Below are 18193 nucleotides of genomic sequence, written 5' to 3'. Positions count from 1 at the left end.
TTTGTTTTTGGGAACCTAGCAGGAATAAGTACCGATGGTTTGCCACAACAACTTTTTTACCTAACAGGGATTACTTCTTGGAACTATTTTTCAGATTGTTTAACAAAGACAAGTACTGTATTTAAGGATAACGCCAATATATTTGGCAAAGTATATTTCCCTAGATTAATTATGCCGTTAAGTATAGTAGTTAGTAATTTAGTCAGATTTGGTGTGCAGTTATTGCTATTATTTATAATGATGATTTATTTTGCAATATTTCCTACAAGTGGAACCAGTTTTCATATAACTTATGCAATTGTTTTCTTTCCATTATTAGTTTTACTAATGGCTTTATTAGGGTTGGGATTGGGGTTAATTATTACGGCAATAACTACAAAATATAAAGATTTAACATTTCTAATTACTTTTGGAGTTACATTGTTGATGTACGGAACAACAGTTATTTATCCATTAAGTGCTGCGCCAGAAAAATATAAAAATATTATCGAGCTAAATCCAATGACTGGAATAATTGAAGCTTTTCGTTTTGCATTTCTTGGAAAAGGAGAATTCTCAGTTTGGAGTCTAGGATATTCCGCAATAATTACTGTTATTGTATTGTTTTTTGGGATTTTGATTTTTAATAAAACGGAGAAAAATTTTGTAGATACGATTTAAGGTTGAGGATGAGGTTGAGGATGAGGATGAGGATGAGAGGTTGAGAATTGAGGTTAGAGAATGATTAAAAAAACAATAAAATACAAATGGCGTTTACAGGTTTTGAAGATATGAATGTATGGAAGACCGCAATGAGTGTTGCAACTTCTGTATTTGAAATAACGGTGCCTTTACCTCGTTCGGAAGACTATGGTTTAACCAGTCAAATTAGGCGTTCGGCTTTGTCTATAAGCGCAAATATAGCAGAAGGATTTGGCAGAAGTTCCAGTTTAGATAAAATAAAATTTTATATTTATTCAAGAGGGAGTGCTTTTGAAACCAAAAATCATTTAATTTACGGAAAAAGAGTTGCTTATTTTAACGAAAAAGAGATTCAAGAAATCTCAAACAATATAGATTCAATCATTTTTGAACTCAATAAAATCATCAAAGTACTGAAACCTCAGTCTCAACCTCAGTCTCAACCTCAATGAAAGTAATACAAGTAGAAAATCTTTCTAAAGCCTATCAGATAGGACAAATAGGAACAGGAACTATTTCGAGAGATTTAGAACGTTTTGTTGCAACTAAAATTCTAGGAAAAGAAGACCCTTTTCTTAAAATTGGAGAAACTAACGACCGAAGCACAAAAGGAGGAAGCGATATCGTTTGGTCACTTAAAGACCTCAATTTTGAAATAAACCAAGGAGATGCAGTAGGAATAATTGGAAAAAATGGAGCAGGGAAAAGTACTTTACTTAAATTATTATCTCGAGTAACAAGTCCAACTACGGGGAGCATAAAAGTAAAAGGACGTATTGCCAGTTTACTAGAAGTAGGAACAGGATTTCACCCCGAATTATCAGGAAGAGAAAATATCTATCTCAACGGAGCCATTCTAGGCATGCGAAAAAAGGAAATTACTAGAAAACTCGACGAAATTATCGATTTTTCAGGAGTAGAACGATATATAGACACGCCTGTAAAAAGGTATTCGTCAGGAATGTATGTGCGTTTAGCCTTTGCCGTAGCGGCACATCTAGAAAGCGAAATCCTGATTGTAGATGAAGTTCTAGCGGTAGGCGATGCCGAATTTCAAAAAAAGTGCCTTGGCAAAATGGGAGATATAAGTAAAGGCCAAGGTAGGACGGTTTTATTTGTGAGTCATAATATGGCGGCGGTAAAGAGTTTTTGTAATAAAGGGATTGTTTTAGAAAATGGAGAAATAAGTTTTTTAGGAAATGTTGACCAGTCAATAAGTCGTTATTTAGATAATAGTGAGCAGGTTCCTTATAAAAATTGGGATATTGATAAGGCTCCAGGGAGTGATTTTATTAAATTATTATCTGCAAGGGTATTTAATCCTATTGGTGAAACGTCATTAAATCACTCTATCGATAATGAAATTAAAATTGAATTTGAATATGAGATATTAAAAGAAAATCAATTATTCACACATGGGTTTAATTTATTTAATAGCCATAATATCCACGTATTAAGTTCACATGATAAAGATTCAGATACTTTAATTTACGCAAAGGATAAAGGGAAGTATAAAAAAACAATCACTTTACCTGGAAATTTTCTAGCCGAAGGGGCATATAATTGTAGTTTTGCAATTATGAGATATAATCCTTTTGTTGTAGTGTTTCACGAACAAGAAATTGTTAGTTTTAATATTATTGATGAAATAAGTATAAATACTGTTAGAGGAAATTATTCTGGAAATTTTCCTGGAATAATTCGTCCTCAATTAAATTGGGAATAATGAAGAGAAATTTTACAGGAGAAAGACTTGAAACTTTTATTTACAATAGAATTGCTATTGAACATTTGCACAGATATTCAATGGTTTTTGATTATGTAAAAGATAAGGTTGTTTTAGATATAGCAAGTGGAGAAGGTTACGGAAGTAATTTGTTAAGCGAACACGCTACTTTCGTATATGGTGTAGATATTGACGAAAAATGTATAAATGACGCAAAGTTAAAATACAAAAAAAACAACATTGAATTTAAAACTGGAAATACTAGCAAGATACCATTAGAAAATGGAAGTATTGATGTAGTATTGAGTTTTGAAACAATTGAACACCATGATGAACATGAAGAAATGATGATGGAAATCAAACGAGTATTGAAGCCAAATGGGTTATTGATTATCTCTACTCCAGATAAATTATATTATTCTGATAAAAGAAAAGTTGAAAATGAATTTCATGTAAAAGAATTATATAAAGAAGAATTTACGGATTTGATTTCTAAATATTTCGATTTTAAACAAATGTTGTCACAATTATATAATAAAGGGACTTCTCTTATTGTAGATAGTTTGCCTCAAAACGAAATAAAGTTTTTTACAGGAAACTATACACATATAAAAGATAAAGCAGTTAATCCTTTATTCCATATTATTATAGCTTCAAATGTAGAATTTAAAAACCAAAGCACATCTGTCTTTGACGGAGCACATCTGATTAATGCAGAAATAGCTAAACAAATACATAAAAGCGCTACCTATAAACTAGGCCATTTTATCTTATTTCCTTTCAAGCTTGTAAAGAAAATAATTAAAAAGATACTATAAATAACTATTTGATATTAATGTTAAATCGAATTAACTTTTTTTGTGATCATTCTAATTTTATATACCTTTCATAAGATATTATTATACTAAATGGATTATAAGATATATGTTGTAGTAATCACATACAATCCAAAAAAATGGATTGATGTTTGTTTCAAAAGCTTACAAAAAAGCTCAATTCCAGTAAAAACTATTGTCATAGATAATTGTTCTACTGACGGATCTGTTGATATAATTAAAAATGAATTTCCTGAAGTCGATTTTATTCAATGTGAAAAAAACCTAGGATTCGGAAAAGCAAATAATATAGGGATAAAAAAAGCCTATGACTCTGGAGCTGACTATGTTTTTTTGCTAAACCAAGATGCTTGGGTACAGGAAGATACAATCCAAAAATTAGTTCAAGTAGCTAAGCTAAATCCACAATACGGGATTGTTAGTCCAATGCATCTCAATGGCGATGGAAATGCTTTCGATTATGGTTTTTCGAACTATATAATTCCCTCAAAATGCAAAAATTTGTTGTCAGATATTTATCTAAACAAAACAGAAGATAAATTGTATAATACTAATTTTATAAATGCTGCCGCTTGGCTTCTTTCTAGAAGAACCATTGAAGAAATAGGAGGTTTTAGCCCTTCTTTTTTTCATTACGGAGAGGATGACAACTATTGTCAGAGAGTTTTGTATCATGATTTGCAAATAGGAGTATATCCTGATACTCAAATTTATCACGACAGAGAGCAGAGAGCAAAAAGTGATTATTTTACCGATGAAAAATTATTTTATAAAAGAAAAATTATATTTGAATTTTCAAACCCATCATCTAAAAGAATAAAACAGTCTTTTTATAAATTTGAAATTAAAAACCTATACCTTTCATTGCTAAGTTTAGATTTTAAACTATGTAAACGAATTGTAAGAAATATTACAGTTTTAAACACTATAAATTTTAGTGAGATAAACAAAAATAAAGAACTGAGTAAGAAAAAAGGCATACATTTTTTATAAGACTAAAAATCAAATAATGGATACTAATTTAACAAAAGTATTAGCAGTATTAGTAAATTACGGAGAAGAGCAACTTTTTTATTTAGAACAAGTTGTTAAAGAATTGAAGTCATTCAAAAAATATGACGTTACAGTTATAGTCAACTCCAATATAGATTTGAATATTTCAGGAATAGACAAAGTAAATGTAATAGCGCTCGACAATTATCAATTATTGCCTCTAACTTGCAGAAAAGTACTATGGGAAAACAGAAATGATTATGATATTTTTATTTATGGCGAAAATGATCATTTATTTCTTGAAAAACAGCTAGATAACCACATTTTATATTCAAAAATACTGCCCAAAAATAGGATTACGGGACTTATTCAAATAGAAAAAGACGAAACAGGAATTTATTATCCAGGGTATCATTCAGGTAAAGGATATCATTTTGAATGGGATTTTAATAGTGTTGAAACCTACGGAGAAAAAAAATTCGCTCACTTTTCTAATCTGCATCAAGCTACATTTATACTCACAAAAGAACAACTTTTAAGGATTGGAAAAAAAATAGATTTCCTTGCTTTAGTTGACGAAACAGAAAAGCCATATATTGCTTATCTAAACAAAATATACAAGAAAATATTTGAAAAAAAACTGATTAATAAAGAATTGAGTTATAGTCTTAAATGTAAAGTTAATACTGATATATATAAATATGCAGGATTGAAAAAACTTATTTGTATATCTGATTTTCAAGACAATATGATACACCATTTGCCTAATGTTTATATTGAGGGAATAGAAGGTAGAAAAAAAATGCGATCAGATTCAGAACGAATGCAAAAGGCGCTAAACAGATTATTAAAAAAATAAATGATACCACTTGTATCTATAATTATTCCAAATTATAATCATAAAGATTTTTTGAAAGAAAGATTAGATTCTATATTTAATCAAACATTTCAAGATTTCGAAGTGCTGCTTTTTGACGATGCTTCAACAGACGGAAGTTTAGCTATTTTGAAACACTACGAAAATCATCCTAAAGTTTCTCACTTTATAGTAAATAAAAAAAATTCAGGTTCTCCTTTCAAACAATGGAGAAAAGGATTAGAATTGGCAAAAGCCCAATATATTTGGATTGCAGAAACCGATGATTTTGCCGAAACAAATTTTTTAGAAACACAACTAGAAACTATTTCTAATCATTTTGCCGTAGTAGCAAAAACGATAACTGTAGAAGGTTTAACGGTAACTAAAAAAGAAGTAGTTCACCCTATTTTTAACAATAATAATACAAGTTGTACACTTGACGGAACCATGTTTTTCTCGAGCCCAATAAAAAATGTAAGCTGTGTGCTTTTTAGAAAGCCAAGTCTTGAGGAACTCAATAAAATGACTTTCGACCAGTTTTCATACATGGGAGATCAAGTTTTTTATTATGAATTTTTTAAAAACAAATCCATTTCATTCAATCCAAATACAACAAGTTATTTTAGAAAAATTGATTCTAGTGTTTCTAGTTTGAGTAAAAACAAAGGGATTGATTATTTTAAAAAATATTTCGACCAACATTTAAAATTCTTGCAATTAATTAGCCCAGAAATGGGACGCGAAAAAGAGAAAAAATACCTAAAAAAACATTTCAATAAAATAAAAAATAGAACCTATTTATCTCAAAGAATAAATCTCAAATACGTATCCATACTGCTCAAGTATTACTCAAGAATATTATGATTGCTATACTAAATCTATTATTGAAATATACTTGGAAAAGTACGTTAGGTATAAAACTGAAGTATAAATTGAAGAAATTTAATTATCAGTTTAAAAAAGTATCATGGTCAGTAATGATTTATAAAACAACCGATAATTTTCAAGATAAAAATTGGAAAAGAAGCATCGCATTCAATTGGTTTTCATTAAAAAATAAGTCTTTCTATAAAGAAGTTTCGGGTTTTGCCGATCCTTTTCTGATTGATAATAATGATAAATTATTTTTGTTTTATGAAGCAATCGTAAATAGTAAAGGAGAAATCTGGTCGGCAGAAATTGTAAATAATAAACTAAAAAGCATTCAAAAAGTAATTAGTGAATCGTTTCATTTATCCTATCCTAATGTTTTCGAGTACCAAGAGCACTGTTATATGATACCTGAAAGTAGCGAAGATAAAACGGTTAGATTATACAAAGCTTTAGTGTTTCCTTCAAAATGGGAAGTATGCAAAATTTTGTATAAAGATTCCAGATTGGTAGATACAAATTTCCTCAAATTAGAAAACGTATATTATTGGTTTACTTTCGATTTAGATTTGAATCTAACACGACTTTTTTATTCGTATTCCATTTTTTCAGAATGGATAGAACACAAACAAAGTCCGCTTATTTCCAATAGAAATGCAGGAAATTTTATTTTTGAAGGAGATCAAATCTTTAGACCCGTTCAAATTTCAAAAAAACATTACGGAGAAGGAGTCAAATTAATGAAAATTGTTGAATTAAATGAACAAAAATTCCTTGAAGAAGACTATATTGTACCCTTTTTATCAAGCGAAAGCGGCTATAATTTAGACGGAACCCATCATATAAGTGTTGTAAAATCTAAAAAGGAAACAATTATAGCGGTAGATGGTAAAAATAATAATTTTTATCAGATTATTAACAAGTAGTGTTTTTAATTTTTATGAAAAAATATATAAAGTTAATTAAATATTTATTTACCGAAAACTACAAAACCATTTGGTTTAATTTCAAATATTTACCCTTTGAGCAAGCAATTCATTTTCCAATAATTCTTTCTAGGAATGTGTATTTAAAAAAAATGGAAGGGACTATTATTTTAAATTGCCCAATTAAATATAATTTAGTCAATTTTGGATTTGGAGAAATTGGGATTTTTGATGAAAAAAGATCAAGGTCCATTTGGCAAGTTTCAGGAAAAGTTGTTTTTAATGGGAAAGCATTATTTGGGCATGGGACTAAAATTTCGGTCGATATAAAAGGGATTTTGAATGTAGGCTCCAATTTTAAAGTTACAGCTGAAACCGCAATTATTTGCCATAATAAAATAGAGTTTGGAGAAAACTGCTTATTGTCTTGGGATATATTAATAATGGATACCGATTCGCATTCAGTTATTGATAGTAACGGAAATAAAAACACAATGCTCAAACCAATTTATATAGGAAATCATGTTTGGATAGGTTGTAGGACAACAATATTGAAAGGTTGTGTAATTCCTGATGATTGTGTCATTGGAGCAAATAGTGTTTTAAATAGTAAATATGAAATTTCAAATGCAATTTATGCTGGGTCACCTGCTAAATTGATGAAACAAAATATTAATTGGGCATAAATCTAAAAGTAGATAAAAATAATTTTAAATAATGAAAATACTTTACGTTTACGACCAAATGCCAGGAACCTATCAAAAGTATCTTTTGAATTTGTTGGTTACTATTAAGTTAAAATTAAACATTAAAGCATTAGCTTACGATACAAATAAGGTTGCCGATTATAAAGTAACTAGATATGGGATTCAAGATTACTTCCAATTTTTAGTATTTAAACTAAAACTTTCAAAGTATAAATCTATCGATTTAAAGTACATGAGCAACTACGATATTGTTCACCTACAGCACAGTTACTTATGGAGGAAATTAGAGGATTTTAAAAAACTTAAAAAAGCACCAAATCTAATAGTGACTTTACGAGGTGGTGATACTTATGTAAAACCATGGCTAGGAGATTCTTGGAAACAATTTTATCAAAACAGTGATCATATTGCAGCTTTTGTAGTTATGAGCGAAAACCAAAAAAAATATCTTATGCAATGGGGTGTTAGTCAAGAAAAAATTCATGTAATACCTATTTCTTTTGGGAAGGAGTCTGTAAGTTTGCCTAAGTTAACTAATCCAAACGTTTTGAGATTGGTATCGGCATTTCGAATGACATGGGAAAAAAATATAGAAGGAACACTTCGCTTTGCAAAAATCCTTAACGAAAAAAACATTCCTTTCGAATTTGATATTTACGGAGACGGACATGACTTGGGGCAGTTGTATTATTTAATAGATTTTTACAAACTAACAGGATTAGTTACAGTAAAAGGAAAAATAGATAATGATCAGTTAATAAAAGTTTTGCCAGAATATGATTTTTTCGTTCAATTGAGTTTTTCCGAAGCCTTTCCAACAACAGTGTTAGAAGCGCAATCTGTTGGTTTGCCTTGTGTTGTTTCTAGTTCAGGAGGATTGCCTGAAGCAGTATTGAAAGATAAAACGGCTTTAGTTCAGGATTTTTCGAACCTAGAAGAGTTAGCTGAAGAAACTATTAAACTTTGGAAAAATAAAGAATTGTATTTTCTGTTTTCTCAAAATGCAATAACATATGTAAACGAAAATTTTTCGACAGAAAAAGAAATAGAAAAATTAGCCAATTTGTATAAAGTTATTTTAAATAATAGTAGAAGAAAAATTTAATGGGCATATTTACTTTAAAAACAGATAAGGGGAGAAAATTTGGTTTGGATATATTGCGGGCCCTTGCAATTCTATTTGTTGTGATAGATCATGGTACAAAATTATTGCCTCAAGAGTTAAAACCTATATCTGATTTTTTTGTTTATGACGGAGTATCTATTTTTTTTGTTTTAAGTGGATTTCTTATTGGGGGTATATTGATAAAAATACTTGAAGATAATGAGACGTTTTCCTTAGGCTTGCTATTTAATTTTTGGACAAGACGATGGTTTAGAACATTACCTAATTACTTTTTAATTTTACTGCTTTTAAGTGTTTTAAATTATTTGTTCACTGATGGATTTAAATTATGGAAAATAAAAAAGTATCTTATTTTTTCACAAAATTTAACAAACTACCATCCCTCATTTTTTATAGAAGCATGGAGTTTGAGCGTTGAGGAATGGTTTTATTTAATCACTCCTGTTTTCATTTTTTTAATAATGAGATTTTTAAAAATGCAACCACAAAAAGCAGTTTTGGGGGTTGCAATATCTATTGTAATTCTTATAACAATATTTAGATATTATAAACATCTAAATATAAACATTAGTAATGTTCACGATTGGGATTTGTTATTTAGAAAGCAAGTTTTCACTAGACTTGATAGTTTGATGTATGGTGTTATTGGCGCTTATTTGCATTTTTATACTTTTGAAAAATGGGTTAGATTTAAGAAGATATTTCTGGTTGCAGGTATAACAATGTTTTTATTTGCTAAATTTTATTCGTCAGATATAAATGGAGCTTATTTTAAAGTATTTTCTTTTTCATTTATTTCATTAGCAACTTTATTTATATTACCTTTTTTAAGTGTTTTAAAGTTAGATGGGGGCATTTTTTACAAACCAATTACATATTTAAGTTTAATATCCTATTCAATGTATTTATTAAATTTAAGTGTGATTCAAATTTGGATTATAAAGAAAATTCATTGGGAAAATTTTATTCAGAGCGAATTTCAAATCAGTATGCTAAATTATATAATATATTGGCTTTTAGTTATTGTGCTTTCAATACTGTTGTATAAGTATTATGAGCTTCCTATGATGAGGCTTAGAGATAAAAAAGTAAAAAATGAATTATAAAGTATCCGTAATACTACCCATTTATAATGGCGAAAAAACTCTAGCAAGAACTTTAGAAAGTTTGTTTACTCAAACCTATCAAGATTTTGAGTTAGTGGTTTGTATTGACGGTGGTAGAGATTCTTCTTTACAAATCGTAAATGAATGCATACCTAAGTTTAAGAAAGTTATTATTTTAATCAATGAAAAAAATCTAGGATTGGGACCAACTATGAATAGGTTAGTTTCTAATTGTAATGGAGAGTATATTGCAGTTGCCGAACAAGATGATTTTTATTATCCTGAAAGATTAAAATTGCAAGTAGGATTGTTAGATGATAAACCAGAAATAGGACTTGTGTCTGGCATTGCCGACTTTTGGGACGGTAAAAAAATAACTTTTCGTTTTCCCGGAATTTTAGTAAATAACAAACAATATCCAAGAGGCGAAGAGATGTTTTTATTTAACTATAGGTATCAAATGAAAGTAGTAAACACCTGTATGATGTTTAGAAAAGCGGTTCATATAAACCACGGTCTTTATTTTTCTAAACATTACCCAAACATACCTATAGATTGGGCTTATATATTGCGTTTTTGTTTGCACTCTAATATACATGGAATTAATGAATCATTAGTGCTTTTAGATAGAAGAAACGATAGAAATTCAATTACTAAAAATAAGAAAATACATTTTCTAGCCGCAAAAGAGTTATTACGATCATTTAAATTTGAATACCATAAAGTAGTAACCAAAAAAGATTATAAATTTGGTATTACGACACAGCAACTTATGGAATTGTCAGAATATGACAAATTTCATTGGCCATTTTATTTCATAAAGTTTTTTGTGCAAAATCCTACAGATGCAAGGTGGTTAGGGTATTTATTGAAGAGATTAAAACTAAGTAAAAGATAATATATGTTAAAGAAGTTAAAAAAAGAAGTAAGATATTTTCTAGATAAATTAAAAGTAGGTGAACGAATTCTAAATGATAAATACTTCATTAGTACACGAGAAATTATTAAAAAAGAAATAGCAAAACAACCAGAAAGATCGGAAATAATAAATATTCTATTACAACAAACAGAAGCTATTCATTATTTAGAAATTGGTGTTAGGGATCCTTCAGATAATTTTGATAAGATAATTTGTAAAAATAAATTTTCGGTAGATCCTGGAATTGAGTTTAAATCAAACCCAGTAGATTTTAAATTAACATCAGACGATTTTTTCGAAAAATTAGCATCAGATAAATTAACACAAATCAAAAGTGATATAAAATTTGATGTAATTTTTATTGATGGTTTGCATCTTTCTGAGCAAGTAGAAAGAGATATTAAAAATAGCTTACAATTTCTATCTGACACAGGATTTATAATTCTACATGATTGTAATCCTCCCACTGAATTTCACCAACGGGAAGATTATTATTTTAGAAACTCTCCTGCAAGAGGGTATTGGAATGGTACTACGTGGAAAGCTTTTTATAAATTCAGACATCATGAAGACCTATTTTCAATATGTTTTGATACCGACTGGGGTGTTGGTGTTTTGTCAAAAAAACAACTACATTTATTTAATAAAATTGAAACCAAAATGGAGAATCAATTTTATGAATATGCATTCATGAATAGCAAAAGAGAGGAACATCTTAACTTGGTAGATTATTTTAAATGGAAGAAATTACTAAAAAAATAAAAATCTTATATACTATTCCAAATTTTAATACGGCAGGTAGTGGTAAGGTTGTATATGATTTAGCAAAAGGATTAGATCCAGCTAAATTTGAAATTCACATTGCTTGCTCACACAATAAAGGTGCTTTGTTTTCAGAAATTCAGAAATTAGGGCTGCCAATTCATTTGATTGAAACAACTTGTCAACTAAAACCCTATTTTAGTATTTTTAATAGAATAAAACCTTTTAGGCAGTTCGTTAAACAAAATAAATTTGACATTGTTCATTCTTGGAATTGGAGTAGTGATTGGACAGAAATGCTAGCTACAAAATTAGCGGGTGCAAAATACATATATACCAAAAAAGCCATGACTTGGGGCAATATTCATTGGAAAATCAAAAGTTATTGTGCGGATTTTATAATCACTATAAATGACGAAATGAAACACTATTTTCCTTATAAAAAACAACAAAAACTTATTCCAATTGGGTTAGATGTAGCGTTTTATAGTCCTGAACTATTTCAAAAGAAAAATAGCGATAAATTTAAAATAATTACGGTAGCTAATTTGGTACCAATAAAGGGAATTGAAGTTTTAATTGAATCCATAAAAGATTTAAAAAACATTCATCTTGATATACTCGGTGATGACACAACGGCATATTCTAGCGAACTGAAAAAATTAGTTCATAATCTTAGTATGCAATCTAACATTTCATTTCTAGGAAAACATTTAGATGTGAGACCATTTTTAGTAAATGCAGATTTATATGTTATGCCTAGTAAAAAGGAAGGTTTGGGTATGGCATTAATCGAAGCAATGACAATGAAATTACTTGTTCTAGGATCCAATATTTCAGGAATAAATTTTGTGCTTAAGGATTTTCCAGAATATTTGTTTGAAGCTTCAAATGTAGAAATGCTTACTCAGAAAATAGAAGAATTATATTCAAAACCTAAAGAAGAAAGAACAATAATAGGAGAAAAACTTCGTAATTATTGCATAGAACATTTTTCTGTAGATAAATTCATCAAAGAGCATGAAGAATTGTATATAAAATTGGTTAAGTAACAAATATGCAATCCATAAAAATAAATATAATCCCAAATACTTCCATATTCGTTGGTGAAAAAAAATCGCTCGACTACGAAGCTATTTGTGTTTTTGCTGCCATCGGTTTCTTTTTAGATGACGACACCTATTATAAAGACCAAAAAGCGCTAAAACCTGCTCACGAATATACAATAGAAGATCATAAAATTAGTTCTTCGACTTCATATTTCAAATGGCATTACACACCAGTAGAACGACCATTAAACGAAATAGTTAAAGAGTTTGCAACACTTTTCGAAACCATAATCAAAGAACAGGTGGGAGATAAAAGAGTTATACTACCACTTTCTGGAGGATTAGATAGTCGCACCCAAGCCGCCGCATTACAACATTTAAGAAACAAAGTAAATGCCTATAGTTATGCTTTTGAAGGTGGTCATGATGAAACGTATTATGCCAAAAAAATTGCCAAAGCCTGTAATTTTCCTTTTCAGAATTGGAAAATACCAAATGGATATTTATGGAATAAAATTGAAAAATTAGCCAAAATAAATCAATGCTATTCCGAGTTTACACACCCGCGCCAAATGGCTTTTGTAGAAGAATATGCAAAATTAGGCAATGTGTTTAGTCTAGGGCACTGGGGCGATGTGTTGTTTGACGATATGGGCGTTCCAGAAGATTTAACTTTAGATGAACAAGTGCATAGTATTCAAAAAAAAGTCATTAAAAAAGGTGGTTTAGAACTTGCTAATACACTTTGGAAATCATGGGAACTCGAAGGAAATTTTGAAGAATACCTTTCTGAAAGAATCAAAGTTTTACTTATAAATATCAATATTCCACAAAGTGCCAATGCACAAATCAGAGCGTTCAAAAGTTTGTATTGGGCGCCACGATGGACGAATACCAACCTCTCGGTTTTTGAATCGGTAAGACCGATAACTGTTCCGTATTTTGATAACCGAATGTGCGAATTTATTTGCACTATTCCAGAGAAATATCTCGCTGGAAGACAAATTCAAATCGAATATCTAAAAATGCGAATGCCCGATTTGGCTAAAATAACCTGGCAAGATCATCGGCCATTCAATTTGTATCAGTACCATTGGAACAAAATACCGTTTAATTTGCCGTATAAAATATATAGCAAAATAAAACGTAAATTGTTCACTAAAAAAATCATCCAACGCAATTGGGAACTGCAATTTGTTGGAAAAGAAAACGATGCAGCATTGCAAAAATGGTTGTTCGAAAACAGTTCTTTCCAAGAATTAATACCAAACGACGTGGTCGCTTCTTTTTATGATAAATTTACCAATAAAGATTCCGTTTATTATTCGCATTCGGTTAGTATGTTGCTAACTTTGTCTTTATTTTCAAAACAAAAAGAATAATGCAACCCAAAAAAATAGCCATCTATTCGGGAGAAATTCCCAGTACCACTTTTATCGAACGATTGATAGAAGGATTGGCAAATGATGGTTTTCAAATTTCTCTTTTTGGATTACAAGCAAAAAAAAAGGTTTCGTATGCAAAAAACGTTTCTGTTTTTTCGTATTCTAACAAGTGGAACAAACTATATATTTTGTTGAAATACACTTTTTTACTGACTATTTTTAAGCCGAAAGAAAAACAAAAATTAGACAAAATAATTTCGAATAAAAAAAGAAATACGAGTTTATATAAAGTTAAATATTATCCTGTTTTATACCACAAACCAGATATTTTTCACTTGCAATGGGCGAAAAGTTTGGAAGATTGGATTTGGGTTCGTGATTTTGGTATCAAATTAATTCTAAGCTTGCGAGGTACACACATTACCATTAGTCCAATAGCCGACGAAAAGTTAGCAGAACAATATTTAGCACTTTTTCCTAAAGTAGATGGTTTTCATGCGGTGTCGAAATCGATACAAATGCAAGCGGAAGAATATGGCGCTGAAACCACTAAAATAAAAGTCGTTTATAGCGGTTTGCGGCTAAACGAATTGCCTTTTGTAGAAAATAAAATTCAAAACAAAACACTAAAAATACTATCTATTGGTCGCTCGCACTGGGTAAAAGGGTATACAGATGCGTTAGACGCTTGCGCTTTACTCAAAAAAGAAAATTTCGATTTTCAATATGCCATAATTGGAGTTGGAAATGACGAAGAATTAATTTTTCAAAAGGCACAATTGGATTTAGAAAAAGAAGTTGTTTTTAAAAAAAATATGCCTTTTAAAGAAATTATAACTGAAATACAACAAGCCGACATATTGCTGTTATCCAGTCTAGAAGAAGGAATTGCGAATGTCGTACTGGAAGCCATGGCATTTGGGACTATTGTTCTTTCTACCCATTGTGGAGGAATAGAAGAAGTAATTACCCATGGCGAAAACGGGTTTATGGTACCTGTACGAAATCCAGTAGCGATAGCCGAAAAAATAAAAACAATCGCGTTATTGTCTGAAAAAGAAAAAATTGAAATTCGTAAAAAAGCGAGAACAACTATCGAAGAGCAACATAATTTTGATGAAAATTGTACTTTAATGTTAGATTTATATCAATCTGTGTTAAAGTTTCAAAATATGAGGTGAATTATTTAGTATTAAGATAATTAAGGAATATTTTATAAGCTATTATTTAATACTAACTTGCCATCTAAAAGAGTGTAAACTTTTTAGTAGAACTATATAAATGAAGTACAATGAACTATAAAAAAATAAAAAAAGCAATAGGTTATTTTTTAAACAAAGAAAAAAGTAATTTTTTATCATTTAAAATTGCTGAAATTACTTTAAAAGGGGTAAAAGGAATCGATAGAAAGAGCGTGGATATGGATGACGCTTGGCTCTTTTATTTGACAAAAAATAGTGAGGTTTTTTATGATTTGGGCTGTAATATTGGTTATATATCGTTGCTTGCGGCTATCCAAAAAACTAATAAAATGATTGTTGCTGTTGATCCAAACCCTGAGGCTTTAGCAAAAACGGCTCAAAACTTAATCATAAATGGATTTGGCTATAAGGCTAAATTTATTTCTGCTTTTATTGGTGATGTTGATGGTGAAGAAGTTAAATTTTACACAGTTGGTTCTGGTGAAGCAGGAAGTATGTATGCCAATCATGCCGAAACGGCTTCCGCAATTAATTCCTATTATTACGTGAAGAAAATAACCATAGATACAATAGTAAGAGAAACAAACACCATTCCGGATTTGATTAAAATAGATGTGGAGGGAGCTGAAAATTTAGCATTGAAAGGAGCAGTTGAAACAGCAAAAAAACAGATAGCAAAAATTATTGTAGAAATGCATGCACTACCTGAACTCTCCATGCTTGATAGTGCAAATTTTGTTATAAAATGGTGTCAAGAGAATCATTACAATCCATATTATTTGCATAGTAAAGAATTATTGAAAGATGGAGAAACAATTGCTACTAGAGGAAAGTGTCATTTATTGTTGTTGCCAAAAAATCAAGAATACCCAAACTACTTAAAAAATATTAACCAAAGAGATAAATTACCTCAAAGTATAGATTAAAATGCTATATTCCTTTATTTTGAAGTCGTTTTGGCTTCAAAATAAGGAATCAAATCACATCTATGTTAGGAGAATTGAGTTAATGAATTGAATTTGTATAAATGAAAATTGGATTAATCTTGCCATCGGTACCAGGTTATTCAGAAACTTTTTTTAGAAATAAAATTAAAGGTTTAATGGATAGTGGTTTTGAAGTTACTTTGTTTGTTGTAGACAATCGAAGCAACGAAAAAATGCCATGTACAATAATTCCGTTCCCCAATTATTATATTCATAACAAAATAGTTGTTTTTTGGCATTCGTTAGTGCAAATAATTTCTAATTCGAAAACTGCCATTCGATTGTATAATTTAGGTAAAAAAGACGGTTTGAGTACTAAAAAATCGGTACGAATGGTTTTCTTGAATAGTCATTTTTTAAATCAAAAACTAGATTGGCTTCATTTTACTTTTGGAACATTGGCAGAAGGGAGAGAAAACGTGGCTAAAGCAATAGGCGCAAAAATGGCCGTAAGTTTTAGAGGATTTGATCATTACGTGTACCCACAAAAAAATAAAAATTGCTATAAATTATTATTCTCAAAAAAGGTGCAATATCATGTGCTCTCTGAAGGAATGAAAAAGGATTTGATGGCAAACGGAATACATCCAAAAAGCATCTCAAAAATAGCACCAGCAATAGACACCAGCCTATTTTTTTCTACCGTTCAAAATAACGACAATCTAAATATTCTAACCGTAGCCAGGCTGCATTGGATAAAAGGAATAACGGCCACACTAGAAGCCTTAGCGATACTCAAAAAAAAAGAAATACGTTTTCAGTACACCATAATTGGTAGCGGCGCAGAAAAGGAAAAATTGCAATTTGCAGTCCATCAATTAGGGCTTACAAATGAGGTTATTTTTGCAGGAAAGCGAAACCCTGATGAGGTAAAAAGCGAACTCCAAAAAGCCAATTTATATATTCAATACAGCCATCAAGAAGGTTTTTGCAATGCTGTGTTGGAAGCCCAAGCCATGGGCAAAATTTGTATCGTGAGCGATGCCGTAGGCTTAACTGAAAATGTGATAAATAATGTTACGGGTTTTGTGGTTCCTAAAAGAAATCCGTTATCTTTGGCTACTAAGATTAGAACCGTAAATGAGTTGTCTAGTAAAGAAAAAGAGATGATTTCCGAAGCAGCTATCAATCGAGTAAAAAGTCAATTTAACATAGAAGATCAGGTTACAAAATTTATAGAATTCTATGAAAATTATTAGAAAAATTAAAAATGTATTATAAAAATATAATTACGAGGTTTATACTACGAAAGAATTTTATTTCAAGAGTAAAAATGAGATTAAAGGCTTTCTTGAGAACAAATAATAAAAATGAGTTTAATGATTTAAAATTTCTTTTCAAATTAATTTGTAAAGAACCAACTCATATATTTGATTGTGGAGCCAATGTTGGTTTTGTATCCTATCAATTTCATAAAAGATTTCAGAATGCTAAAATACACAGCTTCGAGCCTAATCCTGATGTTTTTCAAAAACTAATTATCAACTTAAATAAGGAATCGGCTAATGTTAAATTTAACAACTCTGGGATTAGCGATTCAAAAGGAGTTTTAGAGTTTTATAAAAACAATAATACGGGGACTTCTTCTTTTTTAAAACCAAATGATTTTCATCTCTCTCATTTAGCAAGGAAATTTAAACTAATTCAAGTACCTATTATTTCTATTAAAGATTATTGTTTAGAAAATAATATTTCAGAAATTTCAATTTTAAAATTAGATATTGAAGGTTTTGAATTGAAAGCTTTGCAAGGTTGTTCAGAATTTTTGAGACAAGAAAAAATAGATTTTATTTTTACAGAAGTAAATTTTATTCCAACGTATGAAGACCAACCTTTGTTAGAAGATATTATTTCTTACATGCGGAATTATAATTATTATCCGTATAATTTTTATGGTATTAATGAAAGTAAAGAAAGACAATCAATTATTACAAATATTTTATTTATTTCCAATAAGGTTGCCAAACAAATTAATACTATTAATGGAAAAAACAGCGTTTATAATTATAAATAACATATTTGTTTTTTCATTTCATAAATAATATAAATAAACTGTTTTA

The 18193-nt window shown here is 29.7% G+C and carries 19 protein-coding genes; all 19 read left to right on the top strand.

Annotation, left to right across the window (positions count from 1 at the left end):
* A partial coding sequence (locus ACHZC3_RS05540) for an ABC transporter permease (RefSeq protein ID WP_394758883.1) occupies positions 1-660 on the top strand: 660 nt, incomplete at its 5' end.
* Positions 661-746: 86 nt separating this feature from the next.
* A complete protein-coding gene (locus tag ACHZC3_RS05535; protein ID WP_394758882.1) occupies positions 747-1133 on the top strand; it encodes a four helix bundle protein in 387 nt (128 codons plus the stop codon).
* Complete coding sequence (locus ACHZC3_RS05530; RefSeq protein WP_394758881.1) at positions 1130-2407, top strand: ABC transporter ATP-binding protein; 1278 nt, start codon at positions 1130-1132, stop codon at positions 2405-2407. Before ACHZC3_RS05535 ends, ACHZC3_RS05530 begins: the two co-directional genes overlap by 4 nt.
* Positions 2407-3225, top strand: a complete 819-nt coding sequence (locus ACHZC3_RS05525) for a class I SAM-dependent methyltransferase (protein ID WP_394758880.1) — start codon at positions 2407-2409, stop codon at positions 3223-3225. The genes ACHZC3_RS05530 and ACHZC3_RS05525 overlap by 1 nt, the downstream gene beginning before the upstream one ends.
* A 90-nt stretch (positions 3226-3315) precedes the next feature.
* Positions 3316-4236, top strand: a complete 921-nt coding sequence (locus ACHZC3_RS05520) for a glycosyltransferase family 2 protein (protein WP_394758879.1) — start codon at positions 3316-3318, stop codon at positions 4234-4236.
* A 16-nt stretch (positions 4237-4252) separates the two neighbouring features.
* Positions 4253-5095, top strand: coding sequence for a hypothetical protein (locus ACHZC3_RS05515; RefSeq protein WP_394758878.1), 843 nt, complete (start codon positions 4253-4255; stop codon positions 5093-5095).
* Positions 5096-5959 (top strand): glycosyltransferase family 2 protein, encoded by an 864-nt coding sequence (locus ACHZC3_RS05510; RefSeq protein ID WP_394758877.1) that lies wholly within the window; start codon positions 5096-5098, stop codon positions 5957-5959.
* The gene (locus ACHZC3_RS05505) at positions 5956-6891 is read left to right on the top strand and encodes a hypothetical protein (RefSeq protein ID WP_394758876.1); all 936 of its coding nucleotides are present in this window, start codon (positions 5956-5958) and stop codon (positions 6889-6891) included. The genes ACHZC3_RS05510 and ACHZC3_RS05505 overlap by 4 nt, the downstream gene beginning before the upstream one ends.
* Before the next feature lie 14 nt (positions 6892-6905).
* A complete protein-coding gene (locus ACHZC3_RS05500; RefSeq protein WP_394758875.1) occupies positions 6906-7577 on the top strand; it encodes an acyltransferase in 672 nt (223 codons plus the stop codon).
* A 31-nt stretch (positions 7578-7608) separates the two neighbouring features.
* The gene (locus tag ACHZC3_RS05495; RefSeq protein WP_394758874.1) at positions 7609-8703 is read left to right on the top strand and encodes a glycosyltransferase family 4 protein; all 1095 of its coding nucleotides are present in this window, start codon (positions 7609-7611) and stop codon (positions 8701-8703) included.
* On the top strand, positions 8703-9830 hold the full coding sequence (locus ACHZC3_RS05490) for an acyltransferase family protein (protein ID WP_394758873.1): 1128 nt from the start codon (positions 8703-8705) through the stop codon (positions 9828-9830). Before ACHZC3_RS05495 ends, ACHZC3_RS05490 begins: the two co-directional genes overlap by 1 nt.
* A complete protein-coding gene (locus tag ACHZC3_RS05485) occupies positions 9820-10728 on the top strand; it encodes a glycosyltransferase family 2 protein (RefSeq protein ID WP_394758872.1) in 909 nt (302 codons plus the stop codon). The genes ACHZC3_RS05490 and ACHZC3_RS05485 overlap by 11 nt, the downstream gene beginning before the upstream one ends.
* Before the next feature lie 3 nt (positions 10729-10731).
* Positions 10732-11511 (top strand): class I SAM-dependent methyltransferase, encoded by a 780-nt coding sequence (locus ACHZC3_RS05480; protein WP_394758871.1) that lies wholly within the window; start codon positions 10732-10734, stop codon positions 11509-11511.
* Positions 11487-12563: a glycosyltransferase family 4 protein gene (locus tag ACHZC3_RS05475; RefSeq protein ID WP_394758870.1), complete on the top strand. Its 1077-nt coding sequence runs from the start codon at positions 11487-11489 to the stop codon at positions 12561-12563. Before ACHZC3_RS05480 ends, ACHZC3_RS05475 begins: the two co-directional genes overlap by 25 nt.
* Before the next feature lie 5 nt (positions 12564-12568).
* A complete protein-coding gene (locus ACHZC3_RS05470) occupies positions 12569-13942 on the top strand; it encodes an asparagine synthase-related protein (protein WP_394758869.1) in 1374 nt (457 codons plus the stop codon).
* A complete protein-coding gene (locus ACHZC3_RS05465; protein ID WP_394758868.1) occupies positions 13942-15126 on the top strand; it encodes a glycosyltransferase family 4 protein in 1185 nt (394 codons plus the stop codon). Before ACHZC3_RS05470 ends, ACHZC3_RS05465 begins: the two co-directional genes overlap by 1 nt.
* A 110-nt stretch (positions 15127-15236) precedes the next feature.
* Positions 15237-16073: an FkbM family methyltransferase gene (locus ACHZC3_RS05460; RefSeq protein ID WP_394758867.1), complete on the top strand. Its 837-nt coding sequence runs from the start codon at positions 15237-15239 to the stop codon at positions 16071-16073.
* Between the two features lie 101 nt (positions 16074-16174).
* Positions 16175-17332 carry a glycosyltransferase family 4 protein gene (locus tag ACHZC3_RS05455; RefSeq protein ID WP_394758866.1) on the top strand — a complete coding sequence of 386 codons (1158 nt, stop codon included), beginning with the start codon at positions 16175-16177 and terminating at the stop codon, positions 17330-17332.
* Between the two features lie 74 nt (positions 17333-17406).
* Entirely contained in the window at positions 17407-18147 is a 741-nt protein-coding gene (locus ACHZC3_RS05450; protein ID WP_394758865.1) for an FkbM family methyltransferase, read from the top strand.
* Positions 18148-18193 lie beyond the last annotated feature (46 nt).

The organism is Flavobacterium sp., assembly GCF_043720215.1.
In the GTDB taxonomy this organism is placed as follows: domain Bacteria; phylum Bacteroidota; class Bacteroidia; order Flavobacteriales; family Flavobacteriaceae; genus Flavobacterium.
This window is presented reverse-complemented; position numbering and strand designations above follow the sequence as displayed.